The organism is Ferrovibrio sp. (genome assembly GCF_964218355.1).
GTDB lineage: Bacteria > Pseudomonadota > Alphaproteobacteria > Ferrovibrionales > Ferrovibrionaceae > Ferrovibrio.
The window spans coordinates 1-25539 of the sequence record NZ_CAXPMC010000029.1; the positions used below are offsets into that span (position 1 = coordinate 1).

At 67.2% G+C, this 25539-nt stretch carries 26 protein-coding genes; all 26 read left to right on the forward strand.

The genetic code is table 11. The annotated features are described in order from the left end of the window. On the forward strand, nucleotides 1–1090 hold a 1090-nt coding region (locus ACEQZY_RS19775), incomplete at its 5' end, for a beta strand repeat-containing protein (RefSeq protein ID WP_370156646.1). A gap of 63 nt (nucleotides 1091–1153) precedes the next feature. Continuing rightward, nucleotides 1154–1804, forward strand: coding sequence for a TetR/AcrR family transcriptional regulator (locus tag ACEQZY_RS19780; RefSeq protein ID WP_341703521.1), 651 nt, complete (start codon nucleotides 1154–1156; stop codon nucleotides 1802–1804). Between the two features lie 147 nt (nucleotides 1805–1951). After that, the gene (locus ACEQZY_RS19785) at nucleotides 1952–2965 is read left to right on the forward strand and encodes a tripartite tricarboxylate transporter substrate binding protein (RefSeq protein WP_341703522.1); all 1014 of its coding nucleotides are present in this window, start codon (nucleotides 1952–1954) and stop codon (nucleotides 2963–2965) included. Nucleotides 2966–3046: 81 nt separating this feature from the next. Further along, on the forward strand, nucleotides 3047–3559 hold the full coding sequence (locus ACEQZY_RS19790) for a tripartite tricarboxylate transporter TctB family protein (protein ID WP_341703523.1): 513 nt from the start codon (nucleotides 3047–3049) through the stop codon (nucleotides 3557–3559). Between the two features lie 11 nt (nucleotides 3560–3570). After that, on the forward strand, nucleotides 3571–5106 hold the full coding sequence (locus ACEQZY_RS19795; protein ID WP_370156647.1) for a tripartite tricarboxylate transporter permease: 1536 nt from the start codon (nucleotides 3571–3573) through the stop codon (nucleotides 5104–5106). Between the two features lie 82 nt (nucleotides 5107–5188). Further along, nucleotides 5189–6028, forward strand: coding sequence for a sugar phosphate isomerase/epimerase family protein (locus tag ACEQZY_RS19800; RefSeq protein ID WP_370156649.1), 840 nt, complete (start codon nucleotides 5189–5191; stop codon nucleotides 6026–6028). After that, entirely contained in the window at nucleotides 6025–7494 is a 1470-nt protein-coding gene (locus ACEQZY_RS19805) for an enolase C-terminal domain-like protein (protein WP_370156650.1), read from the forward strand. Before ACEQZY_RS19800 ends, ACEQZY_RS19805 begins: the two co-directional genes overlap by 4 nt. 12 nt (nucleotides 7495–7506) lie before the next feature. Continuing rightward, complete coding sequence (locus ACEQZY_RS19810; RefSeq protein WP_370156652.1) at nucleotides 7507–8661, forward strand: Gfo/Idh/MocA family protein; 1155 nt, start codon at nucleotides 7507–7509, stop codon at nucleotides 8659–8661. A 4-nt stretch (nucleotides 8662–8665) separates the two neighbouring features. Then, nucleotides 8666–9832 carry a dihydrodipicolinate synthase family protein gene (locus ACEQZY_RS19815; RefSeq protein ID WP_341703528.1) on the forward strand — a complete coding sequence of 389 codons (1167 nt, stop codon included), beginning with the start codon at nucleotides 8666–8668 and terminating at the stop codon, nucleotides 9830–9832. Then, a complete protein-coding gene (locus tag ACEQZY_RS19820; RefSeq protein WP_341703529.1) occupies nucleotides 9829–10665 on the forward strand; it encodes a sugar phosphate isomerase/epimerase in 837 nt (278 codons plus the stop codon). Before ACEQZY_RS19815 ends, ACEQZY_RS19820 begins: the two co-directional genes overlap by 4 nt. 74 nt (nucleotides 10666–10739) lie before the next feature. Further along, complete coding sequence (locus ACEQZY_RS19825) at nucleotides 10740–11312, forward strand: dTDP-4-dehydrorhamnose 3,5-epimerase family protein (RefSeq protein WP_341703530.1); 573 nt, start codon at nucleotides 10740–10742, stop codon at nucleotides 11310–11312. Nucleotides 11313–11314: 2 nt separating this feature from the next. Next, complete coding sequence (locus tag ACEQZY_RS19830; protein ID WP_341703531.1) at nucleotides 11315–12166, forward strand: urease accessory protein UreD; 852 nt, start codon at nucleotides 11315–11317, stop codon at nucleotides 12164–12166. A gap of 294 nt (nucleotides 12167–12460) precedes the next feature. After that, complete coding sequence (urtA, locus tag ACEQZY_RS19835; protein WP_341703532.1) at nucleotides 12461–13753, forward strand: urea ABC transporter substrate-binding protein; 1293 nt, start codon at nucleotides 12461–12463, stop codon at nucleotides 13751–13753. A gap of 146 nt (nucleotides 13754–13899) precedes the next feature. Then, nucleotides 13900–15864 carry an urea ABC transporter permease subunit UrtB gene (urtB, locus tag ACEQZY_RS19840; RefSeq protein WP_341703533.1) on the forward strand — a complete coding sequence of 655 codons (1965 nt, stop codon included), beginning with the start codon at nucleotides 13900–13902 and terminating at the stop codon, nucleotides 15862–15864. Beyond that, on the forward strand, nucleotides 15857–17008 hold the full coding sequence (gene urtC, locus ACEQZY_RS19845; protein ID WP_370156654.1) for an urea ABC transporter permease subunit UrtC: 1152 nt from the start codon (nucleotides 15857–15859) through the stop codon (nucleotides 17006–17008). The genes urtB and urtC overlap by 8 nt, the downstream gene beginning before the upstream one ends. Nucleotides 17009–17081: 73 nt before the next feature. Next, nucleotides 17082–17861, forward strand: coding sequence for an urea ABC transporter ATP-binding protein UrtD (gene urtD, locus ACEQZY_RS19850; protein WP_341703546.1), 780 nt, complete (start codon nucleotides 17082–17084; stop codon nucleotides 17859–17861). 5 nt (nucleotides 17862–17866) lie between these two features. Beyond that, on the forward strand, nucleotides 17867–18562 hold the full coding sequence (urtE, locus tag ACEQZY_RS19855; RefSeq protein ID WP_341703535.1) for an urea ABC transporter ATP-binding subunit UrtE: 696 nt from the start codon (nucleotides 17867–17869) through the stop codon (nucleotides 18560–18562). A 39-nt stretch (nucleotides 18563–18601) separates the two neighbouring features. Next, nucleotides 18602–18904, forward strand: coding sequence for an urease subunit gamma (locus ACEQZY_RS19860; protein WP_341703536.1), 303 nt, complete (start codon nucleotides 18602–18604; stop codon nucleotides 18902–18904). Between the two features lie 12 nt (nucleotides 18905–18916). Then, nucleotides 18917–19225 (forward strand): urease subunit beta, encoded by a 309-nt coding sequence (locus ACEQZY_RS19865; protein WP_341703537.1) that lies wholly within the window; start codon nucleotides 18917–18919, stop codon nucleotides 19223–19225. 14 nt (nucleotides 19226–19239) lie between these two features. Further along, a complete protein-coding gene (gene ureC / locus ACEQZY_RS19870; protein WP_341703538.1) occupies nucleotides 19240–21012 on the forward strand; it encodes an urease subunit alpha in 1773 nt (590 codons plus the stop codon). 89 nt (nucleotides 21013–21101) lie between these two features. Continuing rightward, nucleotides 21102–21689 carry an urease accessory protein UreE gene (ureE, locus tag ACEQZY_RS19875; protein ID WP_341703539.1) on the forward strand — a complete coding sequence of 196 codons (588 nt, stop codon included), beginning with the start codon at nucleotides 21102–21104 and terminating at the stop codon, nucleotides 21687–21689. After that, nucleotides 21598–22362 (forward strand): urease accessory protein UreF, encoded by a 765-nt coding sequence (locus ACEQZY_RS19880; RefSeq protein WP_370156657.1) that lies wholly within the window; start codon nucleotides 21598–21600, stop codon nucleotides 22360–22362. Before ureE ends, ACEQZY_RS19880 begins: the two co-directional genes overlap by 92 nt. Further along, the gene (gene ureG, locus ACEQZY_RS19885) at nucleotides 22359–22970 is read left to right on the forward strand and encodes an urease accessory protein UreG (RefSeq protein WP_370156659.1); all 612 of its coding nucleotides are present in this window, start codon (nucleotides 22359–22361) and stop codon (nucleotides 22968–22970) included. The genes ACEQZY_RS19880 and ureG overlap by 4 nt, the downstream gene beginning before the upstream one ends. Nucleotides 22971–23114: 144 nt before the next feature. After that, on the forward strand, nucleotides 23115–23780 hold the full coding sequence (gene eda / locus ACEQZY_RS19890; protein ID WP_370156661.1) for a bifunctional 4-hydroxy-2-oxoglutarate aldolase/2-dehydro-3-deoxy-phosphogluconate aldolase: 666 nt from the start codon (nucleotides 23115–23117) through the stop codon (nucleotides 23778–23780). Between the two features lie 3 nt (nucleotides 23781–23783). Continuing rightward, nucleotides 23784–24032, forward strand: coding sequence for a DUF1272 domain-containing protein (locus ACEQZY_RS19895; protein WP_341703544.1), 249 nt, complete (start codon nucleotides 23784–23786; stop codon nucleotides 24030–24032). Between the two features lie 18 nt (nucleotides 24033–24050). Then, nucleotides 24051–25538, forward strand: a complete 1488-nt coding sequence (gene glpK, locus ACEQZY_RS19900) for a glycerol kinase GlpK (protein ID WP_370156663.1) — start codon at nucleotides 24051–24053, stop codon at nucleotides 25536–25538. Nucleotide 25539: the final 1 nt, after the last annotated feature.

Below are 25539 nucleotides of genomic sequence, written 5' to 3' on the forward strand. Positions count from 1 at the left end.
ATTCGGGCGGCCTGCCTCGACGCTCACGCCGATGGAGCGCCGCATGGCCGACCCCATCATGCGCGATGTCGACATCGTCAGCCAGGCCGGCGCCTTCGGTGCCGTCGAGACGGCGACCAGAACGGCAAATGGCAGCGCCATCACCGTGACCAGCAGTGCCAACACCAACAACACCAACGGCCTGGCCAACGCGGTCACGGCCGCGGGTGCCAATTCGACGGTCATCCTCTCTGGCGACTTCAGCTCCACCAGTCAGATCTCGCTGGCTGCCGGCCAGAGCCTGATCGGCGGCGGGTCGGTCACGGTACGCAGCGCCTCGGGCCGCACCGCCGTGCTTACCATGCCCGGCGCCACGCTTACAGATACCAACACTACCAACAATGTCGGTGCCATCACCATGGCCAACAACAGCATGGTCAGCGGCCTGACCATCACCCGCACCTACAGCCCCAGCTCGCAGAACAATTACGGCATCGTGGCGGACGGCGTCAGCGGGGTTACCATCGCCAACACCACGGTTACGGTGCAGTCGACCTCGAACAGCACCGCGCAGGGAATTCGGGTCATCAACAGCTCCGACGTCACGCTCACCGGCAACACCGTCACCGCGAGGAGCAGCAACGCTCCCGCTGTCGCCCTGCAGCTTGGAGGCGTCACTACTCTCACCGCGAGCGGCAACAGCTTCTCCGCCACCCAGGGCACCAACACCGTCGGCATCGGCAACGGTCTCGCCAGCACCGGCATCACGCTCAGGAACAACAACATCGAGGCCAGCGGCTCGGTCCAGAACAACACCGCTCTCCAGTTCAACGGCGACACCACCGGCAGCCTTTCGGGCAACACCCTGACCGCGACCGGCGGCCTAAACGCCCGTGCCATGGAATCGGTCGCCACCGTTACCATGACCGTCAGCGGCAACACCCTGAGCGCCAGCGGCGGCAGCGGCGTCAACCGCATCGTCGATGTCAGCGGCGGCACGTTCACGGCCAATGCGGGTTCCACCGGCAACCTGCGCAACGGCGGCACCTGCAGTAATGCAGCCACGTTCAACGGCACGGTCGACTTCACCAACGGTACGAGCTGCCCGTAAGCCGCGCCGCCGCTTGACGACACCCCCCGTGGCCCGGCAAGACTGGTCGGGGGAGAGTGCCGCATGACCAAGTCCAAAGTTGCCAAACCGGGACCGAAGCGCAGCCGCCAGCCGGAGGTGACCCGCCGCAACATCCTCGATGCGGCTTTGGTCGAGTTTGCCGAGAAGGGCCTAGCCGGCGCCCGGGTCGACGAGATCGCTGCCCGCTCGGGCAGCAACAAGCGGATGATCTACGAGTATTTCGGCAACAAGGACGGCCTGTGGCTGTTCGTGCTGGAACGCGCCTACGAGAAAATGCGCGAGGAAGAACATGCCATCGACGTGGCGCGCATGAAGCCGGAAGACGGCATGCGGTACCTGATGGAGTTCAATTTCAAATTCTGTTCGCGCAACCCGGAATTCATCGCCCTGCTGAACGCCGAGAACCTGCACAAGGCCGGATTTCTGCGCAATTCGAAGAAAATCCGCGAATTGTACACCCCGCTGCTGGCGGTGATCACCGACCTGCTGGAGCGCGGGGCGAAAGAGGGCGTGTTCCGCAAGGGTGTCGATCCGGTGGAAATGTATATCACCATCGCCGCGTTGGGTTTTTTCTACTTCTCCAATGTCCATACCCTGTCGACCATTTTCGGCCGCAACCTGCTGGGCCAGAAAAGCCAGAAGACCCGTCTCGACCACTCGATCGAGGTGGTGCTGGGATATCTGCGCCCGTGACCGGCGGGGATATCCGGCCGCTGCATAAAATTCTGTAACTGACCGGTTACTTGGTTGTTGACATCGCTGCCCGGCAACGGAATGCTGGGCGGCACCCGAAAGTGCGCGCCGCAGAGCAGCGCACGCAAACCAAGGAGGAGGAACGCCATGGCAGGCCATCATGTCATTCGTGCGGCTATTGCCGGTCTTGCGCTGGGGGCATTCGCCGCCGCCGCACCGGCGCAGGCCGATTGGAAGCCGAGCAAGCCGATCACCATCATCGTGCCCTGGGCGGCCGGCGGTTCCACCGACCAGGTCACCCGCGTCACCGCCGCCGAACTGGAAAACGCGCTCGGCCAGAAGGTCGTGGTGGTGAACCAGCCGGGCGGCTCGGGCTCGATCGGCACCAAGTCGGCACTGGATGCGCCCAAGGACGGCTATACCTGGACCGCCGGCGCCGCCAAGGATCTCGGCGCCTATCCGGTTTCCGGCCTGCTGGATACCCGCATCGGCGACTGGAATCTCTATCTCAACGTCGCCAACCTGACCGTGGTCGGCGTCAATGCCGATACGCCCTACAAGACGATGGATGACCTGCTGAAGGCCTTCAAGGCCAAGCCGGGCGAGATTCCGGTGGCCACCGCCGGCGTCAATTCGGCCGGCCATTACGGCATCGAGGGTCTCGCGCGCGCTGCCGGCATCACCTACAAGCACGTTTCGTATGACGGCGGCAATCCGGCGGTGATCGCCACGGTCTCGGGCGAGACCCAGGTGACCACCCAGCTCGGCGTCGAGCAGGCGGAAATGATCCGCGCCAAGCGCATCCGTCCGCTGGCCGTGCTGGCCGGCCGGCCGCTGACCCTCGACGGTTATGGCGACATCCCGCCGATCACCAACTGGATCAAGAACTTCCCGAACGACACGAACTATTTCGGCATCTTCATCCCGAAGGGCGTGCCGGCGGAAGTGACGGCCACGCTGGACAAGATCTGGGCCGAGAAGATTTCGAAGTCGGAAGCCCTGAAGAAATACGCCGCCAGCAAGGGTGCGCTGTTCGCTCCCGAGCATGGCGACGCCGCGCAGAAGGCGGTGTTCCCGGCGATCCAGAATGCCGCCTGGCTGCTGCAGGCCGGCGGCAAGGCCAAGGTTTCGCCCGACACGGTCGGCATCCCGAAGCCCTGACCGGATGATCCCGTCGCGGCCGCCCGGGTGCCGACCCGGGCGGCCGTTTGTTTCCATCCAGCGGTCCAGCAGCGAGCAAGCATGATGCAAGAGGACAAGCCGTCGCCCCGTGCCGACCTGTGGTCCGGCCTCGCCTGGATCGTGCTGGGGCTGGCCATTGCCTGGGGTGGCTGGACCATGGACCGGCTGGCCTATCTGAACGTCTCCTTCTACACGATACCCGGTCTGGTGCCGATGCTGCTCGGCTTTGCCATTGCCTTCATGGGTGCCGTGCTGCTGCTGCGCGCGGTGCGGGCCGGGGCGCTGGCGCCGGCGGCAACCGGCGGCCCGGTCAGGCTGGCCGACCACTGGCGCATCCTCACCATGCTGCCGCTCTGCCTGATCTTCGCAGTCGGCCTGCTCGGTCAGGGCGTGGTCTTCTGGCTGGCTGCCGCCCTGTTCATCGCCGCCTTTGTCTTCATTTTCGAATACCAGGACCGCCGCGCTGCCGGACAGCGGCTGCGCGGTGCCGTCGTGGCCGTGGCCTATGGCGTGATCGTCGGCCTGACCATCCAGTATGTCTTCGAAGACCTGTTCCTGCTGCGTCTGCCTTAAGGATCGGCATCATGTTTGACGGCCTGTTCGCCTTCGGTCACGCCATTGCCGGCATGCTCAGCCCGATGACCATTCTTTATGCGCTGGGCGCCACGCTGATCGGGCTGGTGATCGGCGCGCTGCCGGGCCTGACCGCCACCATGGGCGTGGCGCTGATGACCACGCTGACCCTGAAGATGACGCCCAACGAGGCGATCCTGGTGCTGATCTGCACCTATATCGGCGCCATCTATGGCGGCAGCCGCAGCGCCATCCTGCTCAATATCCCCGGTACGCCGGCCTCGGCTGCATCCTGCCTTGACGGCCATGCACTGGCCAAGCAGGGCCTGGCCGGCCGCGCCATGGGTATCGCCACCTCCGGCTCCGTCGTCGGCACCTGGATCGGCATGCTGTGCCTGGCCCTGTTCACCCCGGTGCTGGGCGAGATGGCGCTGAAGTTCGGCGCCTACGAATTCTTCTGGCTTGCGGTGTTCGGCGTGGTGATCTCCGGCAACCTGACCGGTACCGACCCGCTGAAGGGCTGGATCGCCGGCTTCCTCGGCCTGTTCATCGCTGCGATCGGCCAGGAGGGCATGTATGCCTATGACCGCTTCACCTTCGGCATCCACGACCTGTCCGGTGGCATCGGCCTGATCCCGGCGCTGGTCGGTGCCTTCGGATTTGCCGAGGTGCTGACCGTGATGAAGGATCCCCCGCGCAAATACATCATCAACACCTTCGACCGGGTGATCCCGAGAATCCGCGACGTGCTGCAATACTGGCGCACGGTGATCCGGTCGGGCCTGATCGGCACCTTCATGGGCATCGTGCCGGGCGTCGGCGAGGATGTCGCGGCCTGGAGCAGCTATGCCGCCGCCCGCCGGGCCAGCAAGGAAAAGGAAAAATTCGGCAAGGGCTCGGTCGAGGGCCTGATGGCGGCCGAGACCGGCGACAATGCCTGCATTCCCGGCGCGGTGATCCCGGTGCTGACCCTGGCGGTGCCGGGCTCGGCGCCGGCCGCCGTGCTGCTCGCGGCCATGCTGATCCACGGCGTGCGGCCCGGCCCGCTGATCATGATCGAGAATCCCGGCTTCGTGTACGACGTGGTGGCGATGATGCTGATCGCCAGCTTCGGCATCCTGTTCTACGGCCTGACCCTGACCAAGCTGCTGGTCAAGATCCTGCTGGTGCCGCGCACCCTGATCATGCCGCTGATCTTCGTGCTCTGCGCCGTCGGTGCCTTCGCCATCGCATCCCGCATGTTCGACGTCTATGTGATGCTCGGGTTCGGTGTGATCGGTTTTCTGCTGCGGCTGTTCAACTATCCGGTAGCCCCGCTGGTGCTGGGCATCGTGCTGGGCGACATCCTCGACAAGAATCTGCGGCGCGGCCTGGTGCTGTCGGATGGCGACCTGACGCCTTTCATCACCCGGCCGATCTCGGCGGTGATGCTGGCCGCCATCCTGTTCATCATCCTCATGAATGTGCCGCCTTTCCGGCGCCGCTTCGATGCCGCCTCGGCGGCCGTGAAGCTCCGGCTGCGGCAGCTTTTCGGCCGCACCGCCTGACGCGGAGCGGGGATTGACGCCGGCACCGGCCGGCTGCTAAAAGTAACTGGATAGTTACTTAACGACGGGGTGAAGGGGTCCGATGCGGATCGCGCTGTGCAACGAGGTGCTGGCCGGACGGCCTTTCCAGGCGCAATGTGCGCTGGCGGCCGAACTCGGCTATGACGGCCTCGAACTGGCGCCGTTCACGCTGTCAGATGATCCGCTGTCGCTGACCGCGGCCGAGCAGCGGGTGATCCGCCGCACGGTGGAGGAGGCCGGGCTTGCCGTTACCGGCCTGCACTGGCTGCTGGTGGCGCCGAAGGGTCTGTCGCTGACCGATCCCGATGCCGGGACCCGCCGCCGCACCATCGCGGCGATGCAGGCCCTGTGCGATCTCTGCGGCGAACTCGGCGGCCGCTATCTGGTGCATGGCTCGCCGCTGCAGCGCCGCCTGCCCGATGATGAGGGCGATGCCCGCCGCGCGGCCCGTGGCTGGGCGCTGGAGGCCTTCGCCGCCGCTGCCCGCGCGGCGGAACAGGCCGACGTGCTCTACTGCCTCGAGCCGCTGGCACCCCGTGAAACCAATTTCATCAATACCGTCGCGGAAGCCGCCGGCATCGTCGAGGGGATCGGCAGCCGGCATTTCCGCACCATGATCGACTGCAGCGCTGCCGGCCTGTCCGAGGCGCAGCCGGTGCCGGAACTGATCGGCCAGTGGCTGCCGACCGGTCTGATCGGCCATGTGCAGGTCAACGACCCGAACCGGCAGGGACCGGGTCAGGGCGAGATGGTTTTCGCGCCGATCCTCGCCGCCCTGCGCCAGGGCGGCTATGCCGGCGACATCGCCGTCGAACCTTTCGACTACCGGCCGGACGGTCCCGGTGTCGCCGCCCATGCCATCGGCTATCTGCGCGGCCTGCTGGAGGCGCTGCCGGCATGAGCACTGCATCTGTTTTCCGCATCGCCGCCATCGACCTTTTCGAGCGCCCGGTCACCCTGCGGCTGCCCTTCCGCTTCGGCGTGGTCACCCTGACCGAGGCGCCGCAGGCCTTCATCCACCTGCGCATCGAGACGCCGGACGGCCGTTCCGCCGAAGGTGCCGCTGCCGAGCTGATGGCGCCGAAATGGTTCGACAAGGACCCGGCGCTGAGCAACGGGCAGAATTTCGCCCAGCTGCGGCTGGCCCTGCAGAATGCCGCAGCAGCCTATCGTGCGGACGCCGCGCCGCGCACCGCCTTCGGCCATTCCGCGGCCCATCATGCCGCACTGGTCGCGGCCGGCAGCCGGCAGGGACTGAATGCGCTGGTGGCATCCTATGGTCCGGCGCTGGTCGACCGCGCGGTGATCGATGCCGTCTGCCGGCTGGCCGGGCAGAGCTTCGCCGCCATGCTTGGCGCCAATGGTTTCGGCATTGCGGCCGATGCGCTGACCCCGGATCTCGCCGGTTTCGACATCGATGGCTGGCTGGGCGCATTGCGGCCGGTGCGCGAGATCGCGGCGCGGCATACGGTCGGCATGGTCGATCCGCTGGCGGAAACCGACATTGCCGCCGCCGACCGTCTGGATGATGGCCTGCCGGAAAGCCTCGAAGGCGCCATTGCAGCCTATGGCCTGCGCTGGTTCAAGCTGAAGGTCGGCGGCGACATGGCGGCCGATCTCGCCCGCCTGCGCGCCATCGCTGCCGTGCTCGACCGCAGTGGCGCAGTCTATCAGGCCAGCCTCGACGGCAACGAGCAGTATGACGATGTCGACGGCATTGCCGCCCTGTGGCAGGCGATGCGCGGCGACCCCGCCCTCCGGCGCCTGTGCGACTCCATCCTCTATATCGAGCAGCCGATCCGGCGCGCGGCCGCGCTGAACCGTCCGGTCAGCGCCCTGGCGGCGCAGATTCCGCTGATCGTCGACGAATCCGATGCCGACTACGGTGTCTTCCCGGCGGCGCGCAGCCTCGGCTATGCCGGCATCTCGTCGAAGACCTGCAAGGGCGTATACCGGGCCCTGCTGAATGCCGCCCGCTGCAGCCGCTGGAATGCCCAGGCCGGCGGCAGCCGCCATTTCGTCACCGGCGAGGATCTGACCTGCCAGGCCGGCCTCGCGCTGCAGCAGGACCTGGCGCTGGTGGCGATGCTCGGCCTGACCCATGTCGAGCGCAACGGTCACCATTATGTCGACGGCTTCGGCACTGCGCCGGCGGCCGAGCAGGCGGCCTTTCTCGCGGCCCATCCCGATCTCTACGCCGCCGCAACAGGCACCGGCCGGCCGCGGCTGGCCATCCGCGGCGGCATGATCGCGCTGGGCAGCCTGCTCGATGCCAGCGGCTTTGCCTCGGCGGCGATGCCCGGCTGGGCCACGCTGGCGCCGATGCCGCCATCCGACTTCCGGCCCGATTTCAAGTCTGCACCATAAGGACAGAAGACCATGAGCAAGGATATCCGTCTCGGTATCATCATGAACGGCGTCACCGGGCGCATGGGCATGAACCAGCACCTGATCCGCTCCATCGTGGCGATCCGCAAGGATGGCGGCGTGGTGCTGAAGAACGGCCGCCGGGTGATGCCCGACCCGATCCTGGTCGGCCGCAGCCTCGACAAGGTGGCCCGGCTGGCGAAGCAGTACGGCATCGAGCGCTATACCGACGACCTCGATGCCGCGCTGAAGAACAAGGACGACACCCTGTTCTTCGATGCCGCCACCACCCAGGCCCGCGCCGGTCTGCTGAAGAAGGCGATGGCCACCGGCAAGGACATCTACTGCGAGAAGCCGACCGCCGAAACGCTGGCCGTCGCCATGGATCTGGTGAAGGCGGCCAAGAAATACGGCGTGAAGAACGGCGTGGTGCAGGACAAGCTGTTCCTGCCCGGCCTCGAGAAGATGAAGGTGCTGATCGACAGCGGCTTCTTCGGCAAGATCCTCTCGGTGCGCGGCGAATTCGGCTACTGGGTCTTCGAGGGCGACTGGCAGCAGGCGCAGCGGCCGAGCTGGAACTACCGCGTCAAGGACGGCGGCGGCATCATTCTCGACATGCTGTGCCACTGGCGCTACGTGCTCGACAACCTGTTCGGCAACGTCAAGGCGGTCTCCTGCCTTGGCGCCACCCATATCCCTAAGCGCTGGGACGAGCACAACAAGGCCTACAAGGCCGATGCCGACGATGCCGCCTATGCCACCTTCGAACTGGAAGGCGGCGTGATCGCGCAGATCAACTCCTCCTGGGTGACCCGGGTGCGCCGCGACGACCTCGTCACCTTCCATGTCGACGGCACGCTGGGTTCGGCGGTCGCCGGCCTGCACAAATGCTTCGTGCAGCCGCGCGTCGCCACGCCGAAGCCGGTCTGGAATCCGGATCTGCCGCAGGCCATCAACTTCTTCGACACCTGGCAGGAAGTCCCCGAGAACAAGGTCTATCCGAACGGTTTCCGCGCCCAGTGGGAGATGTATATCCGCCATCTGGTCGACAACGAGCCCTTCAAGTGGACCCTGCTGGAAGGCGCCAAAGGCGTGCAGCTGGCCGAGGCCGGCCTGAAGAGCTGGAAGGAACGCCGCTGGATCGACCTGCCGGAGCTGAAGGCGTAACGCCATGGCGATCACGCTGACCCTTCCCGCGGCGCCGGGGCAGACCGCGCCCTACACGCTGCAGCAGCCGAAGGCCTTTCCGGCCGCGAAACCGCCCTTCAGCCGCATCGCCTTCGGTGCGGCCCATGTGGTGGCCGATCCGCTGGCCGACAACGATCCGTGGCTAAAGCCGGCCATCGACTGGGACCGCACCATCGCCTTCCGCCGGCATCTGTGGTCGCTCGGCCTCGGTGTCGCCGAAGCCATGGATACCGCCCAGCGCGGCATGGGGCTCGACTGGAAGGACGCGCTGGAACTGGTGCGCCATTCGCTCGATGCGGCGAAGGACGTTCCCGGCGCGGTGATCGCCTCGGGTGCCGGCACCGACCATCTGGTGCCCGGCCCGGACGTGACCATCGACCAGGTGATCGCGGCTTACGAGGAGCAGTGCGGCGCCATCGAGAAGCTCGGTGGCCGCATCATCCTGATGGCCAGCCGGGCGCTGGTCGTCGCGGCGAAATCGCCTGACGATTACATCAAGGTCTACAGCCGGATTCTCTCCGGCGTGAAGCAGCCGGTGATCCTGCACTGGCTGGGCGAGATGTTCGATCCGGCGCTCGCGGGCTACTGGGGCAATGCCGATCACATGAAGGCGATGGATGTCTGCCTCGACATGATCGCCGCCAATGCCGCCAAGGTCGACGGCATTAAGATTTCCCTGCTCGACAAGGACAAGGAAATCGTGATGCGCCGCCGGCTGCCGGCGAGCGTGCGGATGTATACCGGCGACGATTTCAACTATGCCGAACTGATCGCCGGCGACGAGCAGGGCCATTCCGAGGCCTTGCTCGGCATCTTCGATGCCATCGCCCCGGCCGCCTCGGCGGCGCTGGGTGCACTCAGCCGCGGCGACGAGAAGACCTTCCACGACATCCTGGCGCCGACCGTGCCGCTGTCGCGGCATATCTTCAGGGCGCCGACCCGCTTCTACAAGACCGGCGTCGTCTTCATGGCCTATCTGAACGGCCACCAGGATCATTTCCTGATGGTCGGCGGCCAGCAGAGCACCCGCTCGGCCCTGCATCTGGCCGAACTGTTCCGGCTGGCCGATGCCGCCGGCCTGCTCAGCGACCCGGAGCGCGCCGCCGCCCGCATGAAGGCGGTGATGGCCGTGCACGGAATCGCGGCATGAAAAAGCCGGGCCCGCTGTCGCTGAACACCGCCACCGTGCGCGAGCAATGGTCGCTGAAGGACTGCATCGAGGGCTGCGCCCGCCACGGCATCACCGGCATCTCGCCCTGGCGCGACAAGCTGGCCGAATACGGCACGGCACAGGCCGCGAAGCATATCCGCGCGGCGGGCCTGACCGTCACCGGCCTGTGCCGCGGCGGCATGTTTCCGGCCGCCGATGCGGCCGGGCGCAGGGCGGCCATAGAGGATAACCGGCGCGCCATCGACGATGCGGCGGCGCTGGGCGCCCAGTGCCTGGTGCTGGTGGTCGGCGGCCTGCCGGCTGGTTCGCGTGATCTCGCGGGGGCCAGACAGCAGGTGCAGGACGGCATCGCCGCATTGCTGGAACATGCGAAAGCCGCCGGCGTGCCGCTGGCGATCGAGCCGCTGCATCCCATGTATGCCGCCGACCGCGCCTGCGTGAACACGCTCGCCCAGGCGCTCGACATCTGCGACGCGCTGGGCAGCGGTCCGGGCGACCGCCATCTCGGCGTCGCCGTCGATGTCTACCATGTCTGGTGGGATCCGCAGTTGAAGCAGCAGATCGACCGGGCGCGGAAACGCGTGCTGGCCTTCCATGTCTGCGACTGGCTGGTGCCGACCGCCGACCTGCTGCTCGACCGCGGCATGATGGGCGACGGGGTGATCGACATCCCGGCGATCCGCGCCATGGTGGAGGGCGTCGGCTATGACGGCTTCTGCGAGGTCGAGATCATGTCGGCGGCCAACTGGTGGCGGCGGCCGGCCGACGAGGTGCTGCGCATCTGCGTGGAACGCCACGCCACGGCGGTATAACGGCGCCCATGCCTTGATTTGCATCCGGCCATCGCCCAAAGATGGGGGCCCCTGTCCCCGTCGCCCGGATCGCCATGCTGCCGACCGCCCTGATTGCCGCCACTCCGCTCGCCGTGCCCGGACTTCTGCTGCTGCGACCCGCCGCCATGATGGACCGGCAGGGCTGGATCAGCGTGATCGCCGACGAGGCGGCCCTGGGCGCCGTCGGGGTGCATGACCGCTTCATCCGCGACACCATCATCTATGCCGAACATGCCGGTTCGGTGCGCGGCCTGCATTACCAGCTGGCGCCGCGCCGGCAGGCCCGCATCGTGCGGGTGCTGCGCGGCCGCGCCTATGTGGTGGCGGTGGATGTGCGGCGCGGCTCGGCCACATTTGGCCGCAGCGGTGCCGCCGCGCTGTCCTATATGGACGGTGCGCAGGTCTATGCCATGCCGGGCTTTGCGCTCGGCTGGTGCAGCCTCGATCCGGCCACCGAACTGCTGGTCAAGTCTTCGGCCGTCGACGATCCTGAACTGCAGCGCGGCATCAACTGGCGCGATCCGGCCCTGAAGCTGGACTGGCCGGTGCGCGCCGCCGATGCCCATATCGAGGTCGAGGATGTCGGGCTGCCGATGCTGGCCGACCAGCCCGACCTGCCGGACTGAGGATGACGGGAACCACCGCGCCGCGCCTGCAGCGTGCCGATGGGGCGCTGGTGCTCGGCTTCGATGGTGATGCCGCCGGCCGCAGCCGGCTGGCCGATCTCTACCAGCATGATCCCTGCCGGGCGCTGCTGCCGCGGCCCGATCCCGGCGAGCCGCTGACCGCGGTGCTGGTGACGACATCCGGCGGGCTGACCGGCGGCGACCGCCTGCGGCTGCAGGTGACGGCCGGGGCCGGCAGTGCCGCCCTCTGCACGCCGCAGGCCGCCGAGAAGATCTACCGGGCCGAAGATGCCGTGCCGGCAGCGCTCGACCTGACCCTGACGGTGGCAGCGGGGGCGGCGCTGGAATGGCTGCCGCAGGAGACGATCCTGTTCGACGGGGCCCGGCTGCGCCGGCAGATCCGCATTGACCTTGCCGCCGGCGATGCCCGCCTGCTGGCTGGCGACATCACCGTGTTCGGGCGCATCGCCCGCGGCGAGCGGTTCACCGGCGGCCTGCTGGCCGACCACTGGGAACTGCGCCGGGCCGGCCGCCGCCAGTGGGTCGAGTCCCAGCGGCTGGAGGGCGACATCCCGGCACAGCTGACGCATCCGGCCGGATTTGCCGGCGCCGTGGCCCAGGGGCTGATCCTCTGCGCCGCGCCGGAACCGGATGCGGCCCGTGCGCGGCTGCGCGCCCTGATCGAGGCGGAGGCGATCGCCGGCGCCGGGGTCACTTTGCTGGGCGATCTGCTGCTGGTGCGCCTGCTGGATGCCGATGCGGTCCGGCTGCGCCGGCATTTCGCCCTGTTCTGGGCGGCCCTGCGGCCGGGGCTCGGCCGCCCCGCTGCCATGCCGCGTCTGTGGCAGCTGTAACCGGCGCGCCACAGGAATAAGCCTATTTTACAGGCATTGATTAATTTTAAAGCAAATTTGGTAAAATTCTAAGCAGGGATCGCCCCTGGGTGGTAGTCCGGCGGCTGGCTGAATCCCTGCGGGTTTTTGCACCTGCGAACGGAGAAGGCGCATTCCCCCGGCGGAATCAGGCAATTAGGCGCTGCCGCCGTCCCGTCGCGACGATTGGTCCGGCCTTTGGCACGGTCCTTGCCACTTCTGCCGCATCGGCTGAGCCCATGGGGGGGCCGCCAGATGAGAGCAGGAGAGGAAATGATGAAAAAGTTTGTTCGGACGATGGCCATGGCTGGTGCCGTCGCCGCCGTCTCGGCGACCGCCGCGATCCCGCTGGCGGCCCGGGCCCAGGACACCATCAAGGTGGGCGTCCTGCATTCGCTGTCGGGCACGATGGCGATCTCCGAGACCACCCTGAAGGACACCGTCCTGATGATGGTCGACGATCTCAACAAGAAGGGCGGCCTGCTCGGCAAGAAGGTCGAGGCGGTGGTGGTCGATCCGGCCTCCAACTGGCCGCTGTTCGCCGAGAAGGCGCGCGAGCTGATCTCGAAGGAAAAGGTCTCGGTGGTGTTCGGCTGCTGGACCTCGGTGTCCCGCAAGTCGGTGCTGCCGGTCTTCGAGGAGCTGAACGGCATGCTGTTCTATCCCGTCCAGTATGAGGGCGAGGAAAGCTCGAAGAACGTCTTCTACACCGGCGCCGCGCCGAACCAGCAGGCGATCCCGGCGGTGGAATACCTGATGAGCAAGGAAGGCGGCGACGTCAAGCGCTGGGTGCTGGCCGGCACCGACTACGTCTATCCGCGCACCACCAACAAGATCCTCGAGGCCTTCCTGAAGTCGAAGGGCGTCGCGCCCGCCGACATCATGATCAACTACACGCCGTTCGGTCATTCCGACTGGCAGACCATCGTGGCGGACATCAAGAAGTTCGCCTCGGCCGGCAAGAAGACCGCCGTGGTCTCGACCATCAACGGCGACGCCAACGTGCCGTTCTACAAGGAACTGGCCAATGCCGGCATCAAGGCCTCCGACATCCCGGTGGTCGCTTTCTCGGTCGGCGAGGAAGAACTGGCCGGCATCGACACCAAGAACCTGGTCGGCCACCTGGCGGCCTGGAACTACTTCCAGTCGGTCAAGGCGCCGGTCAACGATGCCTTCATCAAGCAGTGGAAGACCTTCATCAAGAACGACAAGCGGGTGACCAACGATCCGATGGAAGCCACCTATATCGGCTTCAAGATGTGGACCCAGGCGGTGCTGCAGGCCGGCACCACCAATGTCGATGCCGTCCGCCAGGCCATGTACGGCCAGAAGGTGGCGGCGCCGTCGGGCTTCACCGCGGTGATGAACACCAACCATCACCTCTCGAAGCCGGTCTATATCGGCGAGATCCGTCCGGACGGCCAGTTCAACATCGTCTGGAAGACCAAGGGCCCGGTGAAGGCCGATGCCTGGTCGAAGTTCATCCCGGAAAGCGCCAAGCTGACCGCCGACTGGACCTATCCGTGGGTCTGCGGCAACTGCGAAAAGCCGAAATACGCGGCCAAGTAACAGTCGCCTGCCCAGTAACAGTTGCCTGAATGGCAGCCGCCCCTCTCCCCGCCGCGCGACCTGGCGGTGCGGGAGGGGGGGTTCGCTGCCACCGGGATCAAAGCGCCGCCAGAAGCCGCCACAAAGGCGCCACCGGGAGTAACGCCGTGTTTCTCGCCAAGTCCGTGACATCCGCCGCAAGACTTCTGCTGCTGGCTGCCCTGCTGGGCCTGCCGCTGCTGCTGGCCGCTGCGCCGTCGCGCGCTGCCGACAGCCTGGAAGACATCCTGACCGGCCTGACCTACGACAATCCGAAAGATGCCGTGAAGGCGCTGGCTGACAGTGCCGACGACAAGGCGAAAGCTGCCGCCGCGGCGCTCGCGAAAGGCCTGCTGTTCGTCCGCCTCGAGGACAATGCCGTCGTCATCGGCGAGAAGGACGGCGACCAGTATGTGATCACCAATGCGCTGACCGGCGATATCGAGGCGATGGCGGGCCCCGACGAGCTGCGCCCGGTCGAGCTGGATGCCGAGGGCAAGGCATTGCTGGGTGCGGCCGGCGGCGCCGAGACAAAGGATGCCGGGCCGTTCGACTTCGCCACCGGCGTGCGGGCGCTGAAGGCCGACGATTTCGCCGCCAAGGGGGAAGCCATTGCCAGGTTGACCGCGCTCGGCGACGTGCGTGCGATCCCGGTCTTCCGGGCGCTGGCCGATGGCCGGCTGTTCATCCGCAAGGCCGACGGTGCGCTGGTGATCGGCGACCGCAGCGGCAACGATACCCGCATCACCCTGGCCGAGACGCTGGAACCGGCCGGCATCGTCGCGCCGGACGTGCTCGATCCGCTTTTCGTCAACAACAACCTGCGCAACGTGCTGCGCGAGTCGGTCGGCCGCCTTGGTCTGCTGGGCGACGATCCCGCCCAGCGCCGCCGTGCCGCCGACGCGCTGCTGGACGGCATCACGCCGGATGCCGTCGCCCTGCTGCGCGAGGCCTATGCGCGGGAAACCAATGACGGCGTGAAGCAGGCCATGGCGCTGGCGCTGGCCGCCGCCGATCTCGCCGATCCCGATCGGACGCGGCGCCTGCAGGCGGTCGGCGTGCTGGCCGGCGGCTCGGATCTGCGCATCCGCTCGCTGCTGCAGGGCCGGCTCGGGCAGGAGCAGGATGCGGAGGTGAAGGCGGCCCTGCTCAAGGCCTTCGAGAGCATGCAGCTGCGCATCCGCATCTACTCCTACGCGGAAAACCTGGTGCAGGGCATTTCGCTGGGTTCGGTGCTGCTGCTGGCCGCGGTGGGCCTCGCCATCACCTTCGGCGTGATGGGTATCATCAACATGGCCCATGGCGAGATGATCATGCTGGGGGCCTATTCGGCCTATGTGACGCAGGAGGTGTTCCGTGCCTTCCTGCCGCCGGGCCTGATCGGGGCCTATCTGATCGCGGCACTGCCGGTCGCCTTCCTGGTGGCGGCGGCCGTCGGCGTGATCATCGAGCGCGGGGTGATCCGCTTCCTCTACGGCCGACCGCTGGAGACCATGCTGGCCACCTGGGGCGTCAGCCTCGCCCTGCAGCAGACCGTGCGCATGATCTTCGGTGCCCCGAACAAGGAGGTGGCCAATCCGGAATGGATGACCGGCGCCATCGAGCTGGCCGGTGGCTTCGCGGTGACCTGGAACCGGGTCTACATCATCATCTTCTGCTTTGCCGTGCTCGGCCTGATCGCGCTGATCCTGCGCAAGACCAGCTTCGGCCTGCACATGCGGGCGGTGACCCAGAACCGGCCGATGGCCGCAGTGATGGGCATTCCGACCGCCCGCGTCGATGCGATGACCTTCGCGCTCGGCTCCGGCATCGCCGGCATGGCCGGCGTGGCGCTCAGCCAGATCGGCAATGTCTCGCCCAATCTCGGCCAGCTCTACATCGTCGACAGCTTCCTCGTGGTCGTGTTCGGCGGCGTCGGCAACCTGATGGGCACTCTGGTCGGCGCGCTGACGCTCGGCATCGTCAACAAGTTCCTCGAACCCGTGGCCGGCGCCGTGCTCGGCAAGGTCGTGGTGCTGGTTTTCATCATCCTGTTCATCCAGAAAAGACCGCGCGGCCTGTTCGCGGCAAAGGGGAGGTCCGCCGATGCGTGAGCAGCTCGCCACACTCGCCAGGCCCGCGCCGCTGCTGGGGCCGCGCGGCTGGGCCGCCTTCCTCGGCATCGGTTTCATCCTCGTCGTGCTGGTGCCGCTGCTGAACCTGCTGCCGGCGGCCGGCTCGGCCGCCAGGCTGCCCGACTACCTGATCCCGCTGCTGGGCAAATATGCCTGCTATGCCATCCTCGCGCTGGCGCTCGATCTGGTCTGGGGCTATGCCGGCATCCTCAGCCTCGGCCATGGTGCCTTCTTCGCGCTGGGCGGTTATGCCATGGGCATGTACCTGATGCGCCAGATCGGCGACCGCGGCGTCTATGGCAATGCCGAGCTGCCGGATTTCATGGTCTTCCTGAACTGGAAGGAACTGCCCTGGTACTGGTACGGCTTCGACAGCTTCGCCTTCGCCCTGCTGATGGTGGTGCTGGTGCCCGGCCTGCTGGCGCTGGTGCTGGGCTGGTTCGCCTTCCGCAGCCGCGTCACCGGCGTCTACATCTCCATCGTCACCCAGGCGATGACCTTCGCCCTGCTGCTGGCCTTCTTCCGCAACGACATGGGTTTCGGCGGCAATAACGGCCTGACCGACTTCAAGGACATCCTCGGCTTCCCGATCCAGTCGCCAGATACCCGCATCGGCCTCTACGTGATCTCGGTGGCGATGCTGGGCGGCTGCTTCCTGCTCTGCCGCTGGGTCACCGGCTCCAAGCTCGGCCGGGTGCTGCGGGCGGTGCGCGATGCCGAAAGCCGGGTGCGCTTCTTTGGCTATTCGCCGACCGCCGTGAAGCTGTTCGCCTTCACCCTGTCTGCGGTGTTGGCGGGCATCGCCGGCGCGCTCTACGTGCCGCAGGTCGGCATCATCAACCCGTCGGAATTCTCGCCGGCCAATTCCATCGAGATCGCCATCTGGGTGGCGGTCGGCGGCCGCGGCACCCTCTATGGCGCCATTCTCGGCGGTGTCGTGGTCAATCTGGTGAAGACCTGGCTGACCGGCGCGGCGCCGGAACTCTGGCTGTTCGCGCTCGGCGCGCTGTTCATCGCCTGCACCCTGCTGTTCCCGAAGGGCATCGTCGGCCTGCTCGGGCAGTGGCAGGCCTGGCGGGCCGAGCGTCGCAGCTACGCGTCGCAGCCCGGCAATGGCGAATAGGGAGGGCCATGTCATGCATGCCGCACCGATCGCACCCACGCCGCTGATCCCGCCGGCCAGCCGGCACGAGAGCATGGCCGGCCTCGATCCCGCCGTGGCCGGCCGGCCGCGCGTCTCGGATACCCAGCTCTACCTGTCCGGCGTCTCGGTCAGCTTCGATGGCTTCCGGGCGATCAACAACCTGTCGCTGATGGTGGCGCCGGGCGAGCTGCGCACCATCATCGGCCCCAACGGCGCCGGCAAGACCACGATGATGGACATCATCACCGGCAAGACCCGGCCCGACGAGGGCGAGGTGATGTTCGCCGGCCGCATCGACCTGACCAGGCTCGACGAAACCGAAATCGCCAACCTGGGCATCGGCCGCAAGTTCCAGAAGCCGACCGTGTTCGAGAACCTGACGGTGTTCGAGAATTTCGAGCTGGCGCTGAAGGCGGCTCGCGGCGCCTGGAAGACGCTGGCGGCGCGGCTCGACAGCGCGGCCCTCGACCGCATCGCCTGGGCGCTGGATACCGTCGGCCTGTGGGAGCGGGTGGCGGAACCGGCCGGCGCGCTCAGCCACGGCCAGAAGCAGTGGCTGGAGATCGGCATGCTGCTGGTGCAGGACACCCAGCTGATCCTGCTGGACGAGCCGGTGGCCGGCATGACCGATGCCGAAACCCGGCAGACCGCCGAGCTGATCCTCGGCCTGAAGGGCGAGCGCACCCTGGTGGTGGTCGAGCACGACATGGAATTCGTTCGCGATCTGGGTGCGCGCGTCACCGTGCTGCACGAGGGCAGCGTGCTGTCGGAAGGCAGCGTCGACCACGTACAGAACGATCCGCGCGTGATCGAAGTCTATCTGGGGCGTTGACGCAGATGCTGAAGGCTGAAGGACTGAATCTTTATTACGGCGCCAGCCATGCCCTGCGCGATGTCAGCCTGACCGCCGAAACGGGCAGGATCACCTGCGTGCTGGGCCGCAACGGCGTCGGCAAGACCTCGCTGATGCGGGCGCTGGTCGGCCTGCAGGGGGTGCGCAGCGGCCGGGTGATGTGGGAAGGGCAGGACATCACCGCGCTGAAGCCGCATGAACGCGCCCGCCATGGCATCGCCATGGTGCCGCAGGGCCGCGAGATCTTTCCCCGCCTGACCGTCTACGAGAATCTGGAAACCGGCATGGCGCCGCTGCCGCGCGGCCAGAAGACGATTGACGAAGAGGTGTTTGCCCTGTTTCCTGTCCTGCACGAGATGCGCAATCGCCGGGGAGGCGATCTTTCGGGGGGACAGCAGCAGCAGCTGGCGATCGCGCGGGCCCTGGTCACGCGCCCCCGGCTGCTGCTGCTGGACGAACCCACCGAAGGCATCCAGCCCTCCATCATCAAGGATATCGGCCGGGTCATCCGCGACCTTGCCAACCGCGGCACCATGGCGATCGTTCTGGTCGAGCAGTATTTCGATTTCGCCCGCGAACTGGCCGACCGCTTCATCCTGCTGCAGCGCGGCGAGGTCGTCGTCGAGGGGCCCGCTTCCGGGCTGGATACCGACGAGGTCCGCAGGTATCTTACCGTCTGATTCCGGACTTCGGTTACTGGCTTCGGGGAGGCTCGCGGCATGAATCTCACGCCCCGCGAAAAGGATAAACTGCTGGTGGCGATGGCCGCCAATGTCGCCCGCCGGCGGCTGGAACGCGGCGTGAAGCTCAATCACCCCGAGGCCGTCGCCCTGATCACCGACTATGTGGTCGAGGGCGCCCGCGACGGCCGCAGCGTGGCCGAACTGATGCGCGACGGCGCCACCGTGCTGACCCGCGCCCAGGTGATGGACGGCATCGCCGAGATGCTGCACGAGATCCAGGTCGAGGCAACCTTTCCGGACGGCACCAAGCTGGTGACCGTCCACAACCCGATCCGCTGAGGAGCCACGCCCATGATCCCCGGCGAAATCATCTGCGCCCCCGGCGATATCGAGCTGAATGCCGGCCGGCCGACGCTGACCCTCGATGTGGCCAATACCGGTGACCGGCCGATCCAGGTCGGCAGCCACTATCATTTCTTCGAGACCAATCCGGCGCTGGAATTCGACCGGGAAAAGGCCCGCGGCATGCGGCTGAACATCCCCGCCGGCACCGCCGTGCGCTTCGAGCCGGGCCAGACCCGCGCAGTCACGCTGGTCGCCTATGCCGGCCGCCGCAATGTCTTCGGCTTCCGCGCCGAGGTCATGGGCACCCTGCGCTAGGAGGAGGCGAGATCATGGTCACCCGCATCCCGCGTTCCGCCTATGCCGGCATGTTCGGCCCCACCGTCGGCGACAAGGTGCGCCTCGCCGATACCGACATCATCATCGAGGTCGAGAAGGATTTCACCGCCCAGCCGCCTTCGGGCCATGACCCGAAGCTGGTCGGCAGCGGCTATTCCGCCAACACCCCGCTCTATGGCGAGGAAGTGAAGTTCGGCGGTGGCAAGGTGATCCGCGACGGCATGGGCCAGAGCCAGGCCACCAATGCCGAGGGCGCGGTGGATACCGTGATCACCAACGCGCTGATCCTCGATCACTGGGGCATCGTGAAGGCCGATATCGGCCTGAAGAACGGCCGCATCCATGCTATCGGCAAGGCCGGCAACCCGGACATCCAGCCCGGCGTCGACATCGTCATCGGCCCGGGCACCGAAGCCATCGCCGGCGAAGGCAAGATCGTCACCGCCGGCGGCTTCGATGCGCATATCCATTTCATCTGCCCGCAGCAGATCGAGGAAGCGCTGTATTCCGGCGTCACCACCATGATGGGCGGCGGCACCGGACCAGCGGCCGGCACCTCGGCCACCACCTGCACGCCGGGGCCGTTCCATATCATGCGCATGCTGCAGGCCGCCGAGGCCTTCCCGATGAATATCGGTTTCCTCGGCAAGGGCAATGCCGCCCTGCCCGAGGCTTTGGTCGAGCAGGTCGCCGCCGGCGTCTGCGGCCTGAAACTGCACGAGGACTGGGGCACCACCCCGGCCGCCATCGACAACTGCCTGTCGGTGGCCGAGCAGCACGACATCCAGGTGGCCATTCACACGGATACGCTGAACGAAAGCGGTTTCGTGGAAGACACCATCGCCGCGTTCAAACATCGCACCATCCACGCCTTCCACACCGAGGGCGCCGGCGGCGGCCATGCGCCGGACATCATCAGGGTGGCCGGGCTGGCCAATGTGCTGCCCTCCTCGACCAACCCGACCATGCCCTACACGGTGAATACCGTGGACGAGCATCTCGACATGCTGATGGTCTGCCACCATCTGGATTCAAAGATCCCGGAAGACGTGGCCTTTGCCGACAGCCGTATCCGGCGCGAGACCATCGCGGCGGAAGACATCCTCCATGATCTCGGCGCCTTCTCGATGATGTCGTCGGACAGCCAGGCCATGGGCCGGGTCGGCGAGGTGATCATCCGCACCTGGCAGACCGCCGACAAGATGAAGAAGCAGCGCGGCCGCCTGCCCGAGGAAAAAGGCGACAACGACAATGTGCGGGCCAAGCGCTATGTCGCCAAATACACCATCAATCCGGCGCTCAGCCACGGCGTGGCGCACGAGATCGGCTCGGTCGAGGCCGGCAAGTTCGCCGATCTGGTGATCTGGTCGCCGGCCTTCTTCGGGGTGAAGCCCGACATGATCCTCAAGGGCGGCAGCATCGCGGCGGCGCCGATGGGCGATCCCAATGCCTCGATCCCGACGCCGCAGCCGGTGCATTACCGGCCGATGTTCGCCAGCTTCGGCCGCAACATGGTGCAGTCGAGCCTGACCTTCGTCAGCCAGGCCGGGCTGGATGCCGGCATCGCGCAGAAATTCGGGCTGCAGCGGCCGCTGGTCGCGGTGAAGGGCTGCCGCAAGGTGACCAAGGCGGACATGGTGCACAACGCCTACATGCCGAAGATCGAGGTCGATACCGAGACCTATACCGTGCGCGCCGACGGCCAGCTGCTGACCTGCGAGCCGGCGAAGGAACTGGCCATGGCGCAGCGGTATTTCCTGTTCTGAGATTTGTTGTCGTCCCCGCGGAAGCGGGGACCCGGGATCGTGGCGCGACTGGGTTTCCGCTTTTGCGGGAACGACGAAGGGAGAAAACAGTGCTGAAAGCCACCTCCGTCATCCCCGCCGGCCGCTGGCCTGCCGCCGAGTGCAGGGCGTCGGTCACGCTGGCGCATCACGACCGGCACCGCCGACGCATCCGGCTGACCGCCGATGACGGCGCCGCCTTCCTGCTCGATCTGCCCGAGGCCACGGTTCTGCGCCATGGCGACGGTCTGCAGCTGGAGAAGGGTGGCGGTTATATCGAGGTTCGGGCCGCGCCCGAGCCGCTGGTCGAGGTGCGCGCGCCGACGCCCGCGCTGCTGGCGCGGCTGGCCTGGCATCTGGGCAACCGGCATCTGCCGGCCGAAATCCATGCCGACCGGATTCTCATCCGCGACGACCATGTGATCGTGGATATGCTGAAGGGGCTGGGCGCCGCCGTGCAGGCCGTGGAGGCCCCCTTCGATCCGGAAGGCGGCGCCTACGGCCAGCACAACCACGATCCCTCGCATCCCTACGGCCTCGGCTCGCGTTACGGCCAAGATAGCAAATATGGGGGCGGTGAGGGTGCCGGCGGCCACGGCCACCATCATCACCATGATCACGGGCACCATCACGGCCATGACCACGACCACCAGCATTAGTGCGGGCGACCTCTACCGCCTGATGGCGTGGTTCTCGCCCGGCTATCCGATCGGGGCATTCTCCTACAGCCACGGCATCGAATATGCCGTCGAGACCGGGGTAGTGAAGACCGCCGCCGATCTCAGCCAGTGGATCGGCCATGTGCTGCGCCACGGCGCCGGGTGGGTGGATGCCGTGCTGCTGAAAGAGGCCTATGCGGCCGCCGATGATCCGGCGGCGCTGGCCGACCTCGCCGATCTCGCCGCCGCCTGGCGCGGCAGCCAGGAAATGGCGCTGGAGGCCAACCAGCAGGGCGGCTCGTTCCTCTCGGTCACCCGCGCCACCTGGGGGCATCCGGCGCTGGATGATTTCGCGCAGTCGCGTGGCGACGAGCCGGTGCCGCTGTGCATTGCCGTCGGGCTGGCCGCCGCCGCCCACCGGCTGGATTTGCCGGCCGTGCTGGCGGCCTACCTGCATGCCTTCGCCGCCAATCTGGTCTCGGCCGCCGTGCGGCTGATCCCGCTCGGCCAGACCGACGGCCAGCGTGCGCTGGCCGCCCTGCTGCCGGTGGTGGACTCCGTGCTACCCTGTGCGCTCGCCTGCCCGCTCGAAGACTGCGGCACGGCGGCGCCGATGGTCGACCTGTGCTCGATGCGGCACGAAACCCAGTATACGAGGCTGTTCAGATCATGAGTTCCAACCCCTTACGAGTAGGCATCGGCGGCCCGGTCGGGTCGGGCAAGACGGCTCTGGTCGAGCGGCTCTGCCGATACTTGCGCGATGACTGGAACATTGCCGTCGTCACCAATGACATCTACACCCGCGAGGATGCCGAGTTCCTCACCCGCGCCAATGCGCTGGCGCCCGAACGCATCACCGGGGTCGAGACCGGCGGCTGCCCGCATACGGCGATCCGCGAGGATGCCTCGATCAATCTCGCCGCCGTCGCCGACCTGCAGAAGAAATTCCCCGGCCTCGACATCATTTTTGTGGAATCCGGGGGCGACAACCTGGCCGCCACCTTCTCGCCGGAACTGGCCGACATCACCATCTACGTGATCGATGTCTCCGCCGGCGACAAGATCCCGCGGAAAGGAGGTCCGGGCATCACGCGGTCGGATCTTCTCGTGATCAACAAGACCGACCTCGCGCCGCTGGTCGGCGCCTCGCTCGAGGTCATGGACCGCGATTCGAAAAAGATGCGCGGCCAGCGCCCCTTCGTCTTCGCCAATCTGAAGGCCGAGCAGGGCGTTGCCGAGATCGCCGGCTTCATCCTGCAGGCGGGCGGCCTGAAGGAATAGCGCATGCAGCCTCTCGGCCGCATCCGCATGAATTGTCACCCGCGGGTCCCATTAAACGGGGTGCGCGGCCAGAAAGTATTTCTTCAAGTCCGCGCATGACGGGCAGGGCTGTCTGTGCTATCCCGGAAGAAAACGGGAGGAACCATGCCGGACAAGACCGACCGCGTCGCCGAACGCGCAGCCGCCCTCGACCGCCTGATCGGCCGTGCGCCGATCGTGCCGGTGCTGGCCGTCGACGACCCGGAGACCGCGGTGCCGCTGGCCCGGGCGCTGGTCGCCGCCGGGGTGCCGGCGCTGGAGATCATGCTGCGCACGGCGGCGGCGCTGGAGGCGATCCGCCGGGTCGCCACCGCCGTGCCCGAGATCGCCGTCGGTGCCGGCACCGTGCTCAATCCCGCGCAGTTTGCCGCCGCGCAGATCCATGGCGCGCAGTTCATCGTCTCGCCGGGCGCGACCCCGGCCCTGTATGCCGCCGCCATCGATACCGGGCTGCCCTTCCTGCCGGGCGTCGTCACGCCGGGCGAGATCATGGCGGCGCTGGATCACGGCTTCACCCGGGCCAAGTTCTTTCCGGCGGTGACGATCGGCGGGCCGGCGGCCCTGCAGATGCTGGCCGGCGCCTATCCGGCGATGCGCTTCTGCCCCAGCGGCGGGCTGACGGCCGCCAATATCGCGAGCTTCGTCCGCGAGCCCAACGTGTTCACGGCGGTTGCCGACTGGGTGGCGCCGAAGGAGATGCTGGCGGCCGGCGACTGGGCCGGCATCACCGCCCTGACCAAAGCCGCCCTGCAGGCGGCGAAAGGAGCCTGAGCCATGCTGGAACTGCGCCCCAACTGCGAATGCTGCGATCGCGACCTGCCGCCCGACAGCCCGGCCGCGATGATCTGCACCTTCGAATGCACCTTCTGCCGCGACTGTGCGGCCGGGATTCTCTCCGGCACCTGCCCCAATTGCGGCGGCAACCTGGTGCAGCGGCCGGTGCGGCCGGCACGGCTGCTGGAGAAATATCCCGCCGGCACCAAACGCGTGCTGAAGGCGGAAGGCTGCCGGCAGGTTGCCTGAGAGACGAAGGGCCGGTCCATGAAGAAGCATGTTCTCGCCATCGACCAGGGCACCACGTCGAGCCGCGCCATCGTCTTCGACGAGGCCGGCCTGGCCCTGGCCGTCGCCCAGAAGGAACTGACCCAGCATTACCCGGCCGATGGCTGGGTCGAGCATGATGCCGAGGAAATCTGGCGCGACGTGCAGAGCGTGATGCGCGAGGCCGTGGCGAAGGCCGGTCTGCGCGCCGGCGACATCGCCGCCATCGGGATCACCAACCAGCGCGAGACGACCGTGGTCTGGGAACGCAGCTCCGGCCGGCCGATCCACCGCGCCATCGTCTGGCAGGACCGCCGCACGGCGGAAACCTGCCGGCAGAAACTGGCCGACGGCATCGGCAGCCTCGTGCAGCAGAAGACCGGCCTGCTGGTCGATGCCTATTTCTCGGCCACCAAGATCGCCTGGCTGCTGGACCATGTGCCCGGCGCGCGGGCGCGGGCCGGGAAGGGCGAGCTGTGTTTCGGCACCATCGACAGTTTCCTGCTGTTCCGCCTGACCGGCGGGCAGGTGCATGCGACGGATGCCACTAATGCCGCCCGCACCATGCTGTTCGACATCACGACGCAGGACTGGGACGACACGCTGCTGCAGATTTTCGACGTGCCGCGTGCTATGCTGCCGGTGGTGAAGGACTGCAGCGGCGAATTCGGCGCCACCCTGCCGGAAATCCTCGGCGCGCCCGTTCCGGTGGCCGGCATTGCCGGCGACCAGCAGGCCGCCACCTTCGGCCAGGCCTGTTTCCAGCCCGGCATGATGAAATCCACCTACGGCACCGGCTGCTTCGCGCTGGTCAATATCGGCGACAGGCCGGTGCAGTCGACCCACCGGCTGCTGACCACCGTGGCCTACCGGCTGGACGGCCGGGTCACTTACGCGCTGGAGGGCTCGATCTTCGTGGCCGGCGCGGCCGTGAAATGGCTGCGCGACGGTCTCGGCATCGTCGGCAGCGCCGCCGAGACCGCCACGCTGGCGGCCTCGCTGTCGCAGAATCACGGTGTCTACATGGTGCCGGCCTTCGTGGGCCTGGGCGCGCCCTACTGGGACCCGGATGCGCGCGCCGCCATCCTCGGCATGACGCTGGATACCGGCCGCGCCCATATCGCCCGCGCCACCCTCGAATCCGTCGCCTACCAGACCCGCGACCTTGCCGCGGCGATGAAGGCCGATGGCGCCCAGCCGCCGACGGCTCTGCGCGTCGATGGCGGCATGGTGGCGAATGACTGGTTCTGCCAGTTCCTTGCCGACATGCTGCGGGTGGCGGTCGAACGCCCGAAGGTGATCGAGACCACGGCCCTGGGTGCGGCCTATCTGGCGGGACTGGCCACCGGCGTCTATGCCGGGCTGGATGCGGTGGCCTATGGCTGGCATTGCGAGCGCCGGTTCGAGCCGCGCCGGCCGGCGGCGGCCTGCGATGCCCTCTATGCCGGCTGGCAGCAGGCGGTGCGGCGGGTGCTGGCGCCGGCCTGAG

What these genes read in the sequence shown, in the direction of transcription:
- ACEQZY_RS19780 (WP_341703521.1), top strand. Translation starts at nt 1,154, where the DNA reads ATGACCAAGTCCAAAGTTGCCAAACCGGGACCGAAGCGCAGCCGCCAG.
- ACEQZY_RS19785 (WP_341703522.1), top strand. Translation starts at nt 1,952, where the DNA reads ATGGCAGGCCATCATGTCATTCGTGCGGCTATTGCCGGTCTTGCGCTG.
- ACEQZY_RS19790 (WP_341703523.1), top strand. Translation starts at nt 3,047, where the DNA reads ATGATGCAAGAGGACAAGCCGTCGCCCCGTGCCGACCTGTGGTCCGGC.
- ACEQZY_RS19795 (WP_370156647.1), top strand. Translation starts at nt 3,571, where the DNA reads ATGTTTGACGGCCTGTTCGCCTTCGGTCACGCCATTGCCGGCATGCTC.
- ACEQZY_RS19800 (WP_370156649.1), top strand. Translation starts at nt 5,189, where the DNA reads ATGCGGATCGCGCTGTGCAACGAGGTGCTGGCCGGACGGCCTTTCCAG.
- ACEQZY_RS19805 (WP_370156650.1), top strand. Translation starts at nt 6,025, where the DNA reads ATGAGCACTGCATCTGTTTTCCGCATCGCCGCCATCGACCTTTTCGAG.
- ACEQZY_RS19810 (WP_370156652.1), top strand. Translation starts at nt 7,507, where the DNA reads ATGAGCAAGGATATCCGTCTCGGTATCATCATGAACGGCGTCACCGGG.
- ACEQZY_RS19815 (WP_341703528.1), top strand. Translation starts at nt 8,666, where the DNA reads ATGGCGATCACGCTGACCCTTCCCGCGGCGCCGGGGCAGACCGCGCCC.
- ACEQZY_RS19820 (WP_341703529.1), top strand. Translation starts at nt 9,829, where the DNA reads ATGAAAAAGCCGGGCCCGCTGTCGCTGAACACCGCCACCGTGCGCGAG.
- ACEQZY_RS19825 (WP_341703530.1), top strand. Translation starts at nt 10,740, where the DNA reads ATGCTGCCGACCGCCCTGATTGCCGCCACTCCGCTCGCCGTGCCCGGA.
- ACEQZY_RS19830 (WP_341703531.1), top strand. Translation starts at nt 11,315, where the DNA reads ATGACGGGAACCACCGCGCCGCGCCTGCAGCGTGCCGATGGGGCGCTG.
- urtA (WP_341703532.1), top strand. Translation starts at nt 12,461, where the DNA reads ATGAAAAAGTTTGTTCGGACGATGGCCATGGCTGGTGCCGTCGCCGCC.
- urtC (WP_370156654.1), top strand. Translation starts at nt 15,857, where the DNA reads ATGCGTGAGCAGCTCGCCACACTCGCCAGGCCCGCGCCGCTGCTGGGG.
- urtD (WP_341703546.1), top strand. Translation starts at nt 17,082, where the DNA reads ATGGCCGGCCTCGATCCCGCCGTGGCCGGCCGGCCGCGCGTCTCGGAT.
- urtE (WP_341703535.1), top strand. Translation starts at nt 17,867, where the DNA reads ATGCTGAAGGCTGAAGGACTGAATCTTTATTACGGCGCCAGCCATGCC.
- ACEQZY_RS19860 (WP_341703536.1), top strand. Translation starts at nt 18,602, where the DNA reads ATGAATCTCACGCCCCGCGAAAAGGATAAACTGCTGGTGGCGATGGCC.
- ACEQZY_RS19865 (WP_341703537.1), top strand. Translation starts at nt 18,917, where the DNA reads ATGATCCCCGGCGAAATCATCTGCGCCCCCGGCGATATCGAGCTGAAT.
- ureC (WP_341703538.1), top strand. Translation starts at nt 19,240, where the DNA reads ATGGTCACCCGCATCCCGCGTTCCGCCTATGCCGGCATGTTCGGCCCC.
- ACEQZY_RS19880 (WP_370156657.1), top strand. Translation starts at nt 21,598, where the DNA reads ATGGGGGCGGTGAGGGTGCCGGCGGCCACGGCCACCATCATCACCATG.
- ureG (WP_370156659.1), top strand. Translation starts at nt 22,359, where the DNA reads ATGAGTTCCAACCCCTTACGAGTAGGCATCGGCGGCCCGGTCGGGTCG.
- eda (WP_370156661.1), top strand. Translation starts at nt 23,115, where the DNA reads ATGCCGGACAAGACCGACCGCGTCGCCGAACGCGCAGCCGCCCTCGAC.
- ACEQZY_RS19895 (WP_341703544.1), top strand. Translation starts at nt 23,784, where the DNA reads ATGCTGGAACTGCGCCCCAACTGCGAATGCTGCGATCGCGACCTGCCG.
- glpK (WP_370156663.1), top strand. Translation starts at nt 24,051, where the DNA reads ATGAAGAAGCATGTTCTCGCCATCGACCAGGGCACCACGTCGAGCCGC.